General features: G+C 44.6%; 14 protein-coding genes. 11 read left to right on the forward strand and 3 right to left on the reverse strand.

Features of this window, described 5'->3' with window-relative positions; all coding sequences use genetic code 11:
* Nucleotides 1–2: 2 nt before the first annotated feature.
* On the reverse strand, nucleotides 3–149 hold the full coding sequence (locus tag ABZR88_RS11900; RefSeq protein WP_369434688.1) for a hypothetical protein: 147 nt from the start codon (nucleotides 147–149) through the stop codon (nucleotides 3–5).
* Between the two features lie 142 nt (nucleotides 150–291).
* Between ABZR88_RS11900 and ABZR88_RS11905 the strand changes: the two genes are divergently transcribed.
* Both ABZR88_RS11905 and ABZR88_RS11910 read left to right on the forward strand, forming a co-directional pair.
* Nucleotides 292–699, forward strand: a complete 408-nt coding sequence (locus ABZR88_RS11905; protein WP_146166591.1) for a hypothetical protein — start codon at nucleotides 292–294, stop codon at nucleotides 697–699.
* 83 nt (nucleotides 700–782) lie between these two features.
* Nucleotides 783–1,121 (forward strand): YMGG-like glycine zipper-containing protein, encoded by a 339-nt coding sequence (locus ABZR88_RS11910; protein ID WP_107830523.1) that lies wholly within the window; start codon nucleotides 783–785, stop codon nucleotides 1,119–1,121.
* 480 nt (nucleotides 1,122–1,601) lie between these two features.
* Here ABZR88_RS11910 and ABZR88_RS11915 read toward each other — a convergent pair whose 3' ends face one another.
* Nucleotides 1,602–1,805, reverse strand: coding sequence for a hypothetical protein (locus ABZR88_RS11915; protein WP_107830525.1), 204 nt, complete (start codon nucleotides 1,803–1,805; stop codon nucleotides 1,602–1,604).
* A gap of 263 nt (nucleotides 1,806–2,068) precedes the next feature.
* Here ABZR88_RS11915 and ABZR88_RS11920 point away from each other — a divergent pair, with 263 nt between their 5' ends.
* The 9 genes from ABZR88_RS11920 to ABZR88_RS11960 all read left to right on the forward strand — a co-directional run bounded on the left by ABZR88_RS11920 (nucleotide 2,069) and on the right by ABZR88_RS11960 (nucleotide 14,843).
* Entirely contained in the window at nucleotides 2,069–4,276 is a 2,208-nt protein-coding gene (locus tag ABZR88_RS11920) for a tetratricopeptide repeat protein (protein WP_107830527.1), read from the forward strand.
* Between the two features lie 285 nt (nucleotides 4,277–4,561).
* Nucleotides 4,562–7,678: a tetratricopeptide repeat protein gene (locus ABZR88_RS11925; protein ID WP_107830529.1), complete on the forward strand. Its 3,117-nt coding sequence runs from the start codon at nucleotides 4,562–4,564 to the stop codon at nucleotides 7,676–7,678.
* A gap of 15 nt (nucleotides 7,679–7,693) precedes the next feature.
* Nucleotides 7,694–9,574, forward strand: a complete 1,881-nt coding sequence (locus ABZR88_RS11930; protein WP_146166592.1) for a hypothetical protein — start codon at nucleotides 7,694–7,696, stop codon at nucleotides 9,572–9,574.
* Nucleotides 9,575–9,615: 41 nt separating this feature from the next.
* A complete protein-coding gene (locus ABZR88_RS11935) occupies nucleotides 9,616–10,953 on the forward strand; it encodes an SPOR domain-containing protein (protein ID WP_107830533.1) in 1,338 nt (445 codons plus the stop codon).
* 16 nt (nucleotides 10,954–10,969) lie between these two features.
* Nucleotides 10,970–11,671, forward strand: a complete 702-nt coding sequence (locus tag ABZR88_RS11940; protein ID WP_107830534.1) for a MotA/TolQ/ExbB proton channel family protein — start codon at nucleotides 10,970–10,972, stop codon at nucleotides 11,669–11,671.
* A complete protein-coding gene (locus ABZR88_RS11945) occupies nucleotides 11,668–12,066 on the forward strand; it encodes a biopolymer transporter ExbD (RefSeq protein WP_107830538.1) in 399 nt (132 codons plus the stop codon). The genes ABZR88_RS11940 and ABZR88_RS11945 overlap by 4 nt, the downstream gene beginning before the upstream one ends.
* Before the next feature lie 163 nt (nucleotides 12,067–12,229).
* A complete protein-coding gene (locus ABZR88_RS11950; RefSeq protein ID WP_107830540.1) occupies nucleotides 12,230–13,042 on the forward strand; it encodes an energy transducer TonB in 813 nt (270 codons plus the stop codon).
* Nucleotides 13,043–13,095: 53 nt separating this feature from the next.
* On the forward strand, nucleotides 13,096–13,476 hold the full coding sequence (locus ABZR88_RS11955; protein WP_107830542.1) for a hypothetical protein: 381 nt from the start codon (nucleotides 13,096–13,098) through the stop codon (nucleotides 13,474–13,476).
* A 59-nt stretch (nucleotides 13,477–13,535) separates the two neighbouring features.
* Entirely contained in the window at nucleotides 13,536–14,843 is a 1,308-nt protein-coding gene (locus ABZR88_RS11960) for a folylpolyglutamate synthase/dihydrofolate synthase family protein (RefSeq protein ID WP_107830544.1), read from the forward strand.
* Here the strand turns inward: ABZR88_RS11960 and ABZR88_RS11965 are convergent.
* Nucleotides 14,840–15,292, reverse strand: a complete 453-nt coding sequence (locus tag ABZR88_RS11965) for a hypothetical protein (protein ID WP_107830546.1) — start codon at nucleotides 15,290–15,292, stop codon at nucleotides 14,840–14,842. The two genes, ABZR88_RS11960 and ABZR88_RS11965, sit on opposite strands and share 4 nt — an antisense overlap.
* Between the last annotated feature and the right edge of the window lie 2 nt (nucleotides 15,293–15,294).

Consider the following 15,294-nt stretch of genomic DNA (forward strand, 5'->3'; position numbering starts at 1 on the left):
TTTTACTTCGTTCTTTTTGCGCCGCCGGTTCCGCCTGTAGCTCTTTTGTGCGCTTTGACGGTCCGTTCTTCGGCAGCTTTAACCTCGTCTTTCTCACTCAGCGGGCTATCGGTTTTCAGCTCCTCACTATCGCCGGTTTTATGTGCCATTTTTTTGGGTGTTTGCGCGCTCATACTTTTACTACTTTAGGTTACATCATATTGTTTTAACATGAGCCGGTTTGGATAGTTTTGTATAAATTATTTTGAGCTATGTCCAGCTTATTTTGCCCTTTGATTTTTATTTTGCGGCATGATGAACTTTAAAACCACTGCCGGCCTATTGGCTATCGTTATGCTTTTTATTACCGCCTGCACCGGCGGTTTAAGTGCCGACAAGCTTTATGGTAAATGGAACTACGTAAAAGTAGATCACCCTAAGGGCGACGCTACAGATACTGTAAACAACGATGAGTTAGAAGCCAACAAACCTTACATCCTCTTTAAAAAGAATGATCAGTTGGAAATGTGGTGGGGAGGCAAGCTATTGTCGCATGGCAGCTTCAAAACTGAAGGAAAAAATATACAGTACACAGAGCAATTACCTGGCGGCCAAAGCCGCACCTTCCCCTTCTGGGTGTCGCAATTAGACAGTAAAACCATTGTTTTTGAAACACTTGATAAAGAAGGATCGCGTGTTACGGCCAATAAACAGCAGTAAAGCCGTAATAACTATTTATAAAAAACTTAGTGGCAGGGTATTTGTTACTGATTATCAATAATTACAACTAAAACCCTAATTCTATGAAAAAGTTATTTTTTTGCTTCACTATCATAAGCGCCATGATGTTTACAGCTCTTAGCACGCAAAGCATGGCTCAAGAACATAAAAAAATGAGTTCGCAGGCTAAAGGCGCTATAATTGGCGGTGCCGGCGGTGCAGTTGCCGGTGGCCTGATAGGCCACGGCGTTAAAGGTGCCCTTATTGGTGGTGCTATTGGTGCCGGCGGTGGCTACATTATTGGTAATGAACACCGCAGACATGTTGAAAAAGTGCAGAGAGCTCAGCGCCGCGCTTACTGGCGCAGGCACCATACGGTAACCCACCCATCACACAATGTAACGGTTATTAGAAAACATTAAGAACATGGCTAACACTTATTAGAAAGTGTTAAACCAGCGTTTATATGCCATTAACCATTAAAGTGCTTTACATAAGTTGTAAAGCACTTTTTTTATGCGCTATTAAATTAACAAACAACTAGTTAAACAAATTAATAATATATATTTAAAACGCACACACTATTGCATATATGCCTAAAAATAATAACTTTGCTGAAACAAAAAGCCCCTAAGCTACTATGGTTGCCTCCCATCAACAAACAGGATTGAGTGACGCGCGTTCGCGAGTAATTTGCCGCCGTTGCGGTTCTACAGCAGAGCGCGTTCGGCGCGGAGCAGTTGCCAAATATCTTTTTTCGTGGTTGAACCTTAGACGCTTCTACTGCGCCAAGTGCTTAAGGAAATTTTATGTAAAAAATTGAGGTTATTCAATTAAAAGCATAGCTTTGCTAATTGAATAATTAGCACCGGTAACCTTTGTCTAATCTTTTAAACATCAAATCAGGAAATTGCTGTCCAAAGTGCGGTAACCTGTATCATTTTCACCAGCGCAGAAGTTGGGCTACCCGAAACATTTTCTTTTTTCTGAAAGTGCGCAAAATGTTTTGTGCCAAATGCCAGAAAAGCTATTACGTGTTTGCCAAAACATTGACCGACAGATATCAATAGCGTTTTTGCTGCGAAAATAGAAAACTTAAACTCCATAAAAATTCCTTATCGTGTTAATTTTATTTAAACAAATTAGCACAGTGACAACTTTTGCCCCCATCTCTCCGTATTAATTAAAAAAAGCAGCAAATCCATCGCTGTTCCTGTCTCATTTTTAGCCGCGCCTGCTCATACGTTTATTTAAGAAGCCTCCAATAACACTTATAATATTTAGCGTGTACTTATAAGATATGTGTAATACATTTATGTATATTGGTTGCGCCCTATTTTTTTAACTATTTCAGTTATACCTAAACTAAATGAATACAATATTGCCGGGTAATAACAGCAATGTGCTTTCGTTGTTGGATGAAGCTTATAAAAGCCGCATCAGTAACCTTACGTTCAGCATAGAGCAGGCGCAGAAAGCGCTTGATATCAGCCGTTTGCTGAATGACAAGGCATTGATTGGCAAAAGCCTCAATCACCTGTCGCTTTTCTATATGATCCGGGGCGAATACGGGCAATCTATCAGCATGGCCGAGGAGGCGATCATTTATTTTGAAGAACTGGACGATGACCGCGGCATTGCCGATGCCCGTTATAGTATAGCCGGCAATTATTATAAGACAGATAACTTCCATTTAGGTCTTATTTACCTTATTAACTGCCTGGCTACTTATCAAAAATACGACGACCATCATAACCAGGCACGCACACAAAAATCATTAGGCACCATCTACGAGTTCTTTGGCGATCAGAACAACGCCATAAAGGCCTATGAGGGCGCTATTGAAGCGGCAAAGAAGGCGAAGGATATCAGTCTTGAATCAAACGCTTACAACCCGCTCTCTGGGATATACTTAAAACAAGGCAACGTGCCACTGGCGCTTGAGTTGGTAGAACGCTCCATCGCCATGAAAAATGAAAGTGGCGACACCCGCGGACTGGCCTTTGCGCTGTACGGTCGTGGCAAAGTATATCTTAGAACCGGTGAATATGCCAAAGCCGAAGAGGATTTTAAAGATGCCATGAAGATCCACCAGTCTGTAGGCGAAAAGCTGGGATTGGGCATGGTACAGCGTCGCCTGGCAGAGCTCTATCTAAAATCCGGGCACCTAGCAGAGGCCCGAAATTTATTAGAAAAAGCCATTACGTTTGCCGAAGAGTTTAACGTTATCATTATTAAATTTAAGTGCGAGTACCTGATGTATCAACTCTATAAATCAGAGCTTGACACAGAAAATGCGCTTAAATACCTTGAACGTTATATTGCCCAGAAGGAGGCCGTAATTAATGCCCAAACCCTGCAAATTATTGAAAACTATGAGCTGATAAAGCGCATGGAATCAATGGAGAAAGAAGCGAATTTGGCCAAAGAAAGGGCCGACATTATCAAGAAAAAAGAAACAGCCGAGCAAACTGCAAAAGTGAAGCAGGAGTTTCTTTCTACCATGAGCCATGAGCTACGCACGCCCCTCAATGCAGTAGTCACAATTACGTCGCTATTAAAAGAAAAATCAGACGAAGAAGACCAGCGCTTGTTAGACTCGCTCAAGTTTGCGTCAAACAACCTCCTGCTCATTATTAACGACATCCTTGACTTTACCAAGTTGGATGCCGGCAAAATGCAGCTGGATATTCACCCCTGCAACTTTAAAACCCTGCTTGATAATCTGAAACAGATTTACGGCAGCATGGCTATAGAGAAAGGCTTGAAACTGAGTTTAAGCGTAGCCGACGATGTAGCCGAAGGCTATGAAATAGACGAAACCAAGCTATCGCAAATATTGAGTAACCTGATTGGCAACGCCATTAAATACACCGAAGCCGGTCGGGTTGATATCAATATTAATAAAGTTAAAGCCGATAAACATTATGATATACTGCGCTTTATAGTAAGAGACACCGGCGTGGGTATCCCCAAAAATTTCTTTGCAGATCTGTTTGAGAGCTTCACTCAGCCCCGTTCAGTAACTACCCGTAAACAGGGCGGCTCTGGTTTAGGGCTGGCCATTGTTAAAAAACTGGTGGAGTTGCATGGCAGCAAAGTAAATGTGCGCAGCAAGGTAAATTATGGCTCTGAGTTTTATTTCGACCTGAAACTTAAACCGGTAGCCAGCATTACCCGTAAAACCGAAATGCCCATCGGGCAACTCAAAAATAAAACTGTACTATTAGCTGAAGATAATCTTATCAACGCCATGGTAGCCAGAAAGTTATTATCAAACTGGGGCATCATTTCAGAACATGTATCAAACGGGGCCGAAGCGGTAGAAAAATCAAAAGAAAAGATCTTTGATTTTATACTGATGGATATCCACATGCCCGAAATGAACGGCTTTGATGCTACCCGCAACATCCGCGAAAGCGGCGCCAACCCTAATTTTGCCACCCCAATCTTTGCCCTTACCGCCGATATAACCGCTGAACATCAGGAAGAATACGCCTCCTACTTCAATGGTTTCTTACGCAAACCAATAGAGATTGAAAAGCTTTTTCAAGCCCTGGCTGTAGGAACAGTCTAGTGAAGGGGAAGATGCGGTCAGGATAGCGTTTTGTGTAAAAAGAAGCGTGGTATCCGTACGCCTTTATTTTGCGGGGAGTAATCCTTGATAATATACAGGCACTATCCACCAAGCGCCTTCCCCCGATGGCCGGCGCCATCCATCGTCCAGAACTTTTCCACATTGATACCAAGCGGCAAACCGTACCGTTTAATTTGCGTTATCCACACGTTGTTAATTACTCTTGTGGATTACATCATGGCCTAATTGCTATTTTAGCCAAAATTGTGAGCATTACCTACGATAATGAAAGTAAAATACATTACCTTTTTCCTCACCGCTTGTTCTGCATCAACGCTTTACGCACAACAAAACCCCGGCGGACAGCTCTATCGCACCTACCATACTGCTATTGAACTTTTAGACAAAAGCAAATATGCGGCTGCTGCCGAGCAATTCAGAATAATAGAAAATTCGCGGATTAAAACTACCACCCAACCAGATTTTGAGTCAAACCTATCGCTGCTGAAAGAAAATTCGCAGTATTATGAGGCACTCTGCGCACTGGAACTGGGCAATGATGATGCCGAGAGCATGTTCCTGCGCTTTGCAAAAGAACACCCGGAAAATCCGCTTACCAAGCTGGCATTTTTCCAGATTGGTCGCTCTTATTTCAAACAAGGCAAATACAACGATGCACTGCGTTGGTTTGGCAAGGTTGAAGCCGGCGAACTGAACGGCAGCGAGAACACCGAGTATAAGTTTATGAAGGGCTATGCCTACTTCATAAACAATGATTATAAAGACGCGCAAGCGCTATTTAGCGATGTAAAAAACAAAAGATCCAAGTATACCGAGGACGCTACTTATTACTTCGCTTACATTGCTTACCTCAATAAAGATTATCATCTGGCGCTGGTAAACTTTGAGCGATTGAAAAACTCTAAGAAATACCAGGATAGCTATCCATACTACATATCGGCCGTTTACTTTTTAGATAAACGCTATGACGATGTATTAAACTATGCCATCCCTATCCTCAATACCACGCATCAGAAGAACGAGACCGAGATGTTTCGCATTGTAGGCGCCTCCTATTTTGCCAAAGGCGATTACCCTAACTCGGTTAAATATTACAGCAAGTTCCAGGCGCAGGATAACGGCGCTACACAAAACACTCAGGACAGCTACCAGATTGGTTACGCTTACTACAAAACAGGCGCTTACCAAAAAGCTTCTGTTGAGCTGGAGAAACTGGTTGATAAAGATGATGTATACAGCCAAAACGGTAACTATACCCTGGGTGATGCGTTCTTGAAACTGGGTAACAAGCAAGGTGCCCGCAACGCCTTCTTCACCGCGTCAAGACTAAATTTTGACAGACAACTGCAGGAAGATGCCCTGTACGAGTATGCCAAACTATCATACGAGCTGGACTTTAACACCCAGGCGCTGGATGCCACCCGTTTGTACCTGAAAAACTATCCGCGCTCAGGCCGTACTGATGAGATGAAGATCTTATTGGGCGAAGAGTTGCTAACCTCGCATAACTATCGCGAAGCGGTAGAAATTTTGGAGCCAATTCAGAACAAAACAGAAAGCGCCAAAATTGCTTACCAAAAAGTAACCTACTACCGCGGCTTGCAGTTTATTAACGAGCGTGCTTTTGAAAATGCCATCGGTATCTTCCTGCGCTCGTTAAAATACCAGATGGACGGCAAGATCACTGCACTTACTACTTACTGGATGGCCGAAGCCATGTATGAGGTACGTAAATACCACGAGTCGGTAGAGCAGTTTGAGAACTTCCTGGATATGCCGGAGGCAAAAAGCACAGGTCTGGCTAATTATGCCAATTACGCGCTGGCTTACTCTGCCTTTAACGATGAGCAGTATAAAAAAGCTGCCAACTATTTTGAGCGTTTCCTGGCCGGCGAAGAGAAAGATAAAAACACCATCAATGATGCCGTTACCCGTGTGGCCGATAGCTACTTCGTACTGAAAAGCTACGATAAGGCCATGACCTACTACAACCGCATTATTGGCCAACGCAGCCAGGGACAGGATTATGCCTTGTTCCAACGCGGTATGATCCAGGGCTTGCAGGGTTCGCCTGATGCTAAGATCAGCACACTTAACAGTGTTTTGAGCCAGTTCCCTAACTCAGACTTTGCAGATGACGCGGCGTTTGAGATTGCCTACACCTACTTCCTTAAAAACGATGGCGACCGCGCCAAGAGCGATCTGATGGATATGATTCAGAAATATCCAAACAGCAGCTATATCCCGCGCGCCTTAGTTACCGTTGGTTTGATTGATTACAATGCCGACAAGGATGACCTGGCGGTTGAATCATTTAAACGTGTAATTAAAGATTACCCGTCTACAGACGAGGCTAAACAATCACTCAAACAAATTGAGAAGATCTATACCGATAAAGGCGATGCACAAACCTTCATCAGCTATGCAGCCTCCACCCCTATTGGCAACTATTCAAGCGCCGAGCAGGAGAACATTATGCAAACTGCCGCCAACAACATGTATGTAAAAGGCGATTGGCAGGGCACGGTTTCGGCAGTAAATGCTTATTATGATAAGTTCCCGAAACCAATCTATGAGAAACAAATGCGCTTCATTCGCGCACAGGCTTTAGTTAACCTGAAACGCGATGATGAAGCAGTTCAGGACTATAATGTGATCCTGAACGACTGGACCAGCGCTTATACCGAGAAATCGCTCATCAGCATGGCTAACATGTACCTGGCTAAAAAACAGTACAACGAGGCCGTAGTTTTCCTTAAACGACTGGAAACCAACTCAGAATACAAAGCAGATTACACCTTTGCTATCAATAACCTGCTGCTTTGCTACTCGCAGATGAACGCTGCCGATGATGTACTGAAATATGCCGCCCTGGTTCGTGATAACGAGAAAACAGGTCAGGAAGATAAGTTTAAAACCGGCTTATACGCAGGTAAAGCTTACCTGGCAAAAGGCGATACCGCAACCGCTATTAAGGAGTTAGACTATACCGTAGCCAACACCAAAACCGTAGCAGCTGCCGAAGCCAAATACAACCTGGCACTGGTACAATATCAGCGTCGCCAATACAAAACATCGCAAAAAACATGTTTTGATCTGGTGAAAGAGCTGTCGGCTTATGATTACTGGGTGGCAAAAGCGTTCATCCTGCTGGCAGATAACTATGTGGCACTGAAAGACAACTTCCAGGCTAAGGCAACCCTGCAAAGTGTGATTGAAAACTACAAAGGCAATGACGATATATTGCCCGAAGCACATCAGAAACTGGATAGGCTAACCGGAGTATCGCCAAAAACGGTGGTGAAACCGGTAACTGATACCACCGGCGTACAACAACCAGCCGTTGATAGTACAAATGTTAAAAAACAGGGGAATAACTAAAAAAGAAGAACAGCAATGAGATTAAACGCAAGATACGCGCTGCTGACTTTTGGGATGGCTTTATTTTTAGTCCCTGCAACAGCACAGACAAAAAAAACGACCGCGAAAAAAACAACGGCCACCACAAAAAAAGCAGCGGCTAAACCAGCAGCGGCTAAAGCAGTTACCAAGCCGGTTACCAAACCTGCAGCAACCAAAACGGCAGCAGTTCCGTCCAAATCATCGGCTAAAAGCTTAGGCGATGCAGCGGCTAAGGCTGCGGTTCAGGATACCACCAAAAAAGGTGGCACCGGTGCTAACACACAAAACGGCGGTAGTCTTTCTGAAGAAATTGTGGTAACCACCAATTACAAGCCGGTTTTGGCCGATGCAGTAAAAATCCGTCGCAACCCGGATCTGGAAGATAAAACGCCATACAAGGCTCCGCTTGCTTACAAAACGATAGACAAACGCTTGGAGCAAAACTCAGATATCCGCCAGATGGAGGCCATGAAAATGCCCGCCCAACGCGATTCTGACCTGTATAACAACTACGTTAAAGGCGGCCTGGGTAGCATGAAAACTACTTATGGAGAGCTGTATGTAAACAACGGCCGGGATAATGCCTTGCAAACCGGCGTTTATCTGAAGCACTTTGCACAATCGGGCTCTGATTTTTACAAGCAGAACTACAGCAATGACGAGATCAAAGTATTTGGCAAAAGCGTTGGCGAAGTGGTAAGTGTACGCGGCCGTATAGGTTATGACCGTTTAGGCACCGATTTCTATGGCTACAATCAATATGCTGTTCCAACTAAATTAAATGTTGATGCACAGCATTTCAACACCATTAGCGCTGAGGGCGAGCTGACCAAAAACTTCAAAGACGTTGATCAGGATTTTACTTACGCTGCTAAGCTGAATGGCTATATTTTTAACAACGCCTTTCAGGGCCACGAGAGTAGCGTAGTGTTGTCGGGCTTTATCAATGAAACTGTTAAGCAGTTTTATGCCGGCTTAAATGGTTCATTAGATCTGAGTACTCAGAAAGATAGTCTGTACTCATTAAGCAACAACATCATTCGTTTAAATCCTTACCTCAAATTTCAGGGCACCAACTATAAGATAGACGCCGGTGTAAACATTGTTGATGAATTTGGTTTCAACTCACGCTTCTCTATCTTCCCGGCGGCACGTTTGGAGTTCCAGGTGATCCCGAAATATGTGCGACTGTTTGCCGAAGTAAAAGGCGACGTCAACAAAACATCAATGCATGATCTGTCTTACCAAAACCCATTCTTAGGACAAAACATCCCGATCAAAAACTCGGTAGATCAGATTGATGTAGCTGCCGGTTTAAAAGGTACAATGGCGCCGGGCATAGGCTTCAAATTCTCTATCTACCGCAACGAAGTGAAGAACATGCCGCTGCTTATCAGCGATTTCAACTTTGCTAGCGGCTACAACCGCTTTAATGTGATCTATGATGGCGGTCGCGCCAGAGTTACCGGCTTCAACGGCGAGTTAGACTTTAAAGCAACAGAAGATGTAGATATATTTGGTCGTGTAGAGATTAAAGACTACCAGATGGCTACCGAAGCACAACCATGGAATCTGCCTAAATTAAATATTACCGCAGGTACAACCATCCATATCAGCAACAAGGTAAACATTAATGGTACCCTGGTGGTGCGTGGCGATACTAAAGACCGCACGCTTAACCCAACCACTAACACACAAAGCGTGGTAACCATTAGCTCGTTTGCTGATTTGAACGGTGGCATAGAGTACAAAATCAATAACCGTTTCAGTGTATTTGGACAAGTTAACAACTTACTCAACTCACATTCTCAAACTTGGCTGTATTATCCTAACTACGGATTTAATATCTTTGGCGGCGTAAGCTACGGCTTCTAAGGTATTTTGACGGAATAATATAATTAAGCTAATTTAACGGCATGGACATAGCCTACTTTATAAGCGATCTGCTGGGTCAACAAGGCGAACTGACAGTACCTAACCTGGGTTACTTTGTACAGATGCGGATGAGCGCTTATTATGATGAGCAGGAAAAACGGTTTTATCCGCCGCACTATGCAGTGCAGTTTGATCCGCAGGTTATTGATGACGACGAGACGCTGGCCGCACATATTACGGTCAAAAAGAACATCTCGCTGGCATCGTCCAAATACTTTATAGAGAAGTTTGTTTCAAACCTGCGTCAGCAGGCATTAACAGAGGAAGTACCTTTCGGGAGCATTGGTTCATTCCAAACCGATGGCGCGCGGCTGGCCTTTAAACCTGGCAGCAAAACAGAAGATGCTTCTTTGTTTGGCTTAATCCCTGTGGGCCTTTATGGCACCAAAGTGAGTGCGCCAACCTATACCCCACCGCCGCTTACCACTTATGCTGAAGCTCCTGCACCTACACAAGAGTTACCGGTAGAGCGAGCGTTGATACCAACTCCGCCAGAGCCTGTTTATTCTACACCACCGGCCTATACCCCGCCGCCGGCAGAGGTTGAAGAAACGCGCCCTTATGAACAACAGCGCGTTGAACCTGATCAATATGTTTACGAAGATGAAAAACGCGGACTGAGTGTTTGGGCTATCATCGGCATTATTGTTATTGTTTTGGGCATTGCCGCTGCAGCACTATATAAATTTAAACCCGAGGTAATAAACAGCCTGTTTAAAGAGGAGAACCCGTATAGCAGCAGTCAACCTATTGCACCGGTAAATAAACATACCGATAGCCTGGAAAAAGCTGCGATGGCCGATACTGTAGGTATGGGAGCATCTGCCCTTTCAACAGATACTGCCGCAACGAAAGAGACATCTCCGGCCGCCGCTACAACTACAACGGCGCCTGAAAATAAAACACCTGCGGCAGCTACTACTGCACCAGTAACCAGCAAACCTGCACCAACAGCCCCGGCTAAGTCTGCAGAAGCAAAACCTGTTGCAACCCAACCAGCAGTAACTACAACTGCACCAGTAAAACCGGCCACACAACCAGTTACTGCTGCAACAACTGACGAAGCTGTAAAAGGCTCATGGGTGATACGTGCCGGCACCTATCCAACCAAATCAGGCTCTGACGCCCGTATTGACCAATTAAAGGGCAAAGGCTTTGCACAGGCCAGGTTACAAAATGTAAATGTTAAGCGCGGAAGCAATTATAAGGTGATTCTTGGCGTTTACAATAGCAAAGAAGCTGCACACAGCGCTGGTGAAGATTTGCTGGCTACCGGCAAGATTACCCGTACAGAAATTTTTATTGAACAAATTAAGTAAATCTAAAATATAAGAGATGCTCGCACTACAGGATACTGCCAGGCAAGTTGCCGATACACTGAACCACGCTATTAACACCCCTACTACCATCCCCGCTCAGGATTTACGTTTTGGCGATCTGCTGCTGAAAGGCGGCTGGGTAATGATACCACTGGGTATATTGCTGGTACTGGCCCTGGTAATATTTTTTGAACGTTATTTTACTATTCGCAAAGCAGCTAAAGATGAATCGAGCCTGATGGGTCAGGTGCGCTCAAGCATTGTGGCTGGTAAGCTGGAATCGGCCATTGCTATCTGCCGCAACAGCAACACCCCGCTGGGCCGCATGCTACAAAAAGGCCTGCTGCGTATCGGTCGTCCTATTAAAGATATTGAAGGTGCAATTGAGAACGTTGGTAAACTGGAAGTATCAAAACTTGAAAAGAACATTGGTATTGTTGGCATCGTAGCCGGTATTGCACCTATGTTTGGTTTTATTGGTACCATTGCCGGTGTAATCAAGATCTTTTATGATATTTCTAAAACTGATAACATCAGTATGGGTACCATTTCCGGTGGTTTGTACCAAAAAATGATTACTTCTGCTGCGGGTTTGATTGTGGGTATCATCTCTTACGTTTGCTACCAGACGCTGAATATGATGGTAGACAAAGTGATCCTGAAACTGGAGACTGATGCGATTGAGTTTATTGACCTTTTAGAAGAACCGAGCAAATGAACATAAGGCAAAGAAGCAGGCGCGGTTCGGCCGAGATGCATACTTCGGCCATGAACGACATCATGTTCTTCCTGATGTTGTTCTTCCTGATTGCGTCAACCATCACCAATCCAAACGTAATTAAACTGGTACTGCCTAAATCATCATCGGGCCAGTCTATCTCTAAAAAAACTATCCAGGTAGCTATCACCAATGATCTGCGCTACTATGTAGATAAGAAAGAGGTAAAAGTTGATGGCTTATCTGATGCCCTGGGCGCCTATAAATCGTTGGCCAAGGAACTGACCATCGTGCTGAATGTAGACAAAACCGTGGCTATACAAGATGTGGTACAAGTAATGGATATAGCCCAGAAACTGAACATTAAACTGGTGCTGGCAACAGAGCCGAAGTAAAGATTAAAAAACATGTCATTTCGACCAGAGGGAGAAATCTTTCCGGAGCGATACGACGAAATGCATGATCGAAAAGATCCCTCCCGTTGGTCGGGATGACAGCATTTGGTAATATTTGATTGAATAGATTTTACAGCGGTCAAGGCATCGCTCAATAATAACAATGACCGAGCATAAGGAAGAAAATAATTATCCCAAATCGTTTTTAGCAACAGGGCTGCTTGTTGGCTTGCTGATGGCGGCGTGCTACCTTATTGTTATTAAGGCGCCCGCTCCTGAAGAAAGCGGCACCGGCGGTATCCTGGTTAATTACGGCACCACCAACGAAGGTATGGGCAGCGATTACATGAGCACCGAAGAACCATCGGTTGCTGAACATGCCAACCATACCAAGCCTGATAAGGTTACGCCTCCTCAACCTACCGAGCAAAAAGTACAGGCAGATAACAGTGCAAAATCTGTTGTCACCCAAAATACCGAAGATGCTCCGGAGGTAGCCAAAGAAACTAAGAAACCAACCAACAACGTGGCTACCCAGCCAACAAAAAAAGTTGCCGCTCCTACCGTTAACCAGAACGCGCTCTACAAAGGCAAAAGCAACAATGGCACTGGCGAAGGTGACGGCACCGGCAATAAACCCGGCAATCAGGGCAACCCTAATGGCAGCACGCTAACTGATAATTATAACGGTAACGGCTCTGGCAACGGCGGTAATCTGAGCATGGCGCAACGTACCTTTGTAACCCGTCCGCATGTAGATGATAATACCCGCGTAACCGGTGTTATTATTATTGAGATACAGGTTGATAAACAAGGCAACATCATTAATGCAGGCGCCGGTCGCGGCACTACCATATCTGATTACAACCTGATTCAGAAATGTATCAACGCCGTTAAACAAGCCCGCATCAACTCATCTGATACCGCACCAGACACCCAACTTGGTAATGTAAAGTTTGTATTCAAAGCAAAATAATCGCTCGTTGTTATCCCATTTAAAATATTAAATTTGGGAAAGACCTCTTTATCATGAAAAAGTACGAGTACGTCCTCATTAGCTATATGCACAAAACTACGGGGCGTATTATCTATCTTTTTCTGATGTATGTACTCATCGCCGGTTTTTATTTCTCTATGGATGAGCTTTGGTTGTGTGGTATCCTGGTATTTGTAATGATACTGCTTACTTTTCAGGCTTATCTTTTTAAGTTCATCACCGTTGCTCATCGTAACATCTTTATTCAGAGCGTTTTTGAAAGCGATGTGGTGACTGATTTAGTTGACGTCAAAGATGCACGCCGTTTGGGTGTTATGGGCATTTCTAAAATAACGCTGGCTGACGGTAAGTTCTACTATTTTATGGGCTCTAACGAATCTGTAAAAGCGCTGAATAGTTTGGAAGGACTGTAAAAATCTCGCTCCTTTTGTGCTAAATTTGCCGCACCACTGCCACCGGCAGACAGGCTGCTATGAACTACCAGGCTACTATTGACTATCTGTACAATCAACTGCCCATGTTTTCGCGCACGGGCTCATCGGCCATCAAGAAAGGCTTAGATAACACACTCGAACTTTGTGCGCTGCTGGATAATCCGCAGCAAAAATTCAAATCGATACATGTGGGCGGCACCAACGGCAAGGGGTCAACCTCGCACATGCTGGCAGCCATTTTGCAAACCGCTGGCTATAAAACGGGATTATACACCTCACCTCACCTGCGCGATTTCCGCGAACGCATCCGCATAAACGGACAAATGATCAGCGAACAGGCCGTCATTGATTTTGTGGCCAACCACAAAGCCGATTTTGAGCGCATAGAGCCCTCTTTCTTCGAAATGACTGTGGGGTTTGCTTTTGATTATTTTGCCCGTGCAGGCGTAGATATTGCCCTTATTGAGGTAGGTTTAGGTGGACGACTGGATAGTACCAACGTCATCACTCCCCTCTTGTCTATCATCACCAACATCGGTTGGGATCATATGAACGTGCTGGGCAATACGCTGCCGCTGATTGCCGCCGAAAAAGCAGGCATCATCAAACCAAATGTCCCGGTGATAATTGGCGAATATCAACCTGAAGTTGCCGAGGTTTTTAAAGAAAAAGCAAGGGAGGAGAATGCCCCCATCAAATTTGCATCTGAGGAACTGGTTGTTTCTGCAGAATCAGGAATTGAGAATCAGGAAACAGGATTAAGACAGGTAACAGTCAGAAGCAACAACGATCCATTAACGCCAACCGCCCGCCGCTTTGTGCTAGACCTTACGGGCAGCTATCAGCTTAAAAATCTAAAAACGGTATTGGTGGCTGTTGACGAATTGCGTGAACAAGGCTTCGATATCAGCGACGAACATATTGCCACTGCCCTAAAACAAGTGCGCACATTGACCGGATTAAACGGTCGCTGGCAAACATTGAACGAACATCCACTTACTATTTGCGATACCGGTCACAACCCCGATGGTATTGCCGAAGTGTTGCAAAACATTGCATCGGTACCTCATCAGCAATTGCACTTTGTTATAGGCATGGTGAACGATAAAGATATCAGCAAAGTACTGAATATGCTGCCCAAAGATGCCATCTATTACTTCTGCCGCCCAGATATTCCCCGCGGATTGGATGCCGGCGAGTTACAACAGCAAGCTGCCACCTTTTCTTTAAAGGGCGAAACTTATCCGTCGGTAAAAGATGCCCTGAAAGCCGCGCAGGCTAATGCTACGGATGCCGACCTGGTTTTTGCCGGCGGTAGCACTTTTGTGGTGGCCGAGATTGTTTAGTAGTGTAACACCGCAAAATAATAGGCCCACCCAATAAAAAAGATCTGCATGGGGATGCGTATCCAAAGGTATTTGGGGCCTTTACCCTCATGGGTGGCGCGCTCATAGTCTACCCGATGTATAGCCGCGTAAATATTAAAAGGCAAAACCAGCACAAAAAAATTGAGAAGACACATACCGGTTATCCACTGGTAATTGGTAAACAGCCCCACGGCGGCCACAAACTCCAGTACGCCTGTAAAATAAACCAGAAACCTTTTGGCAGGCACAATCTGCGGCATCATCATCTCCATCCCCCTGGTAAACTTGAAATGGCCAATGGCGGTAAACAGCAACATTACAGACAGCGCTATCCGCCCGCTTAAAATTATATTGAGACCGCCTTTAGTAAGCGCAGTAATGATTAGACTGATAACAAATACCTGTAACAGGATGAATAAGGGCTTCATCG

It is taken from the genome of Mucilaginibacter yixingensis (assembly GCF_041080815.1).
Classification (GTDB): domain Bacteria; phylum Bacteroidota; class Bacteroidia; order Sphingobacteriales; family Sphingobacteriaceae; genus Mucilaginibacter; species Mucilaginibacter yixingensis.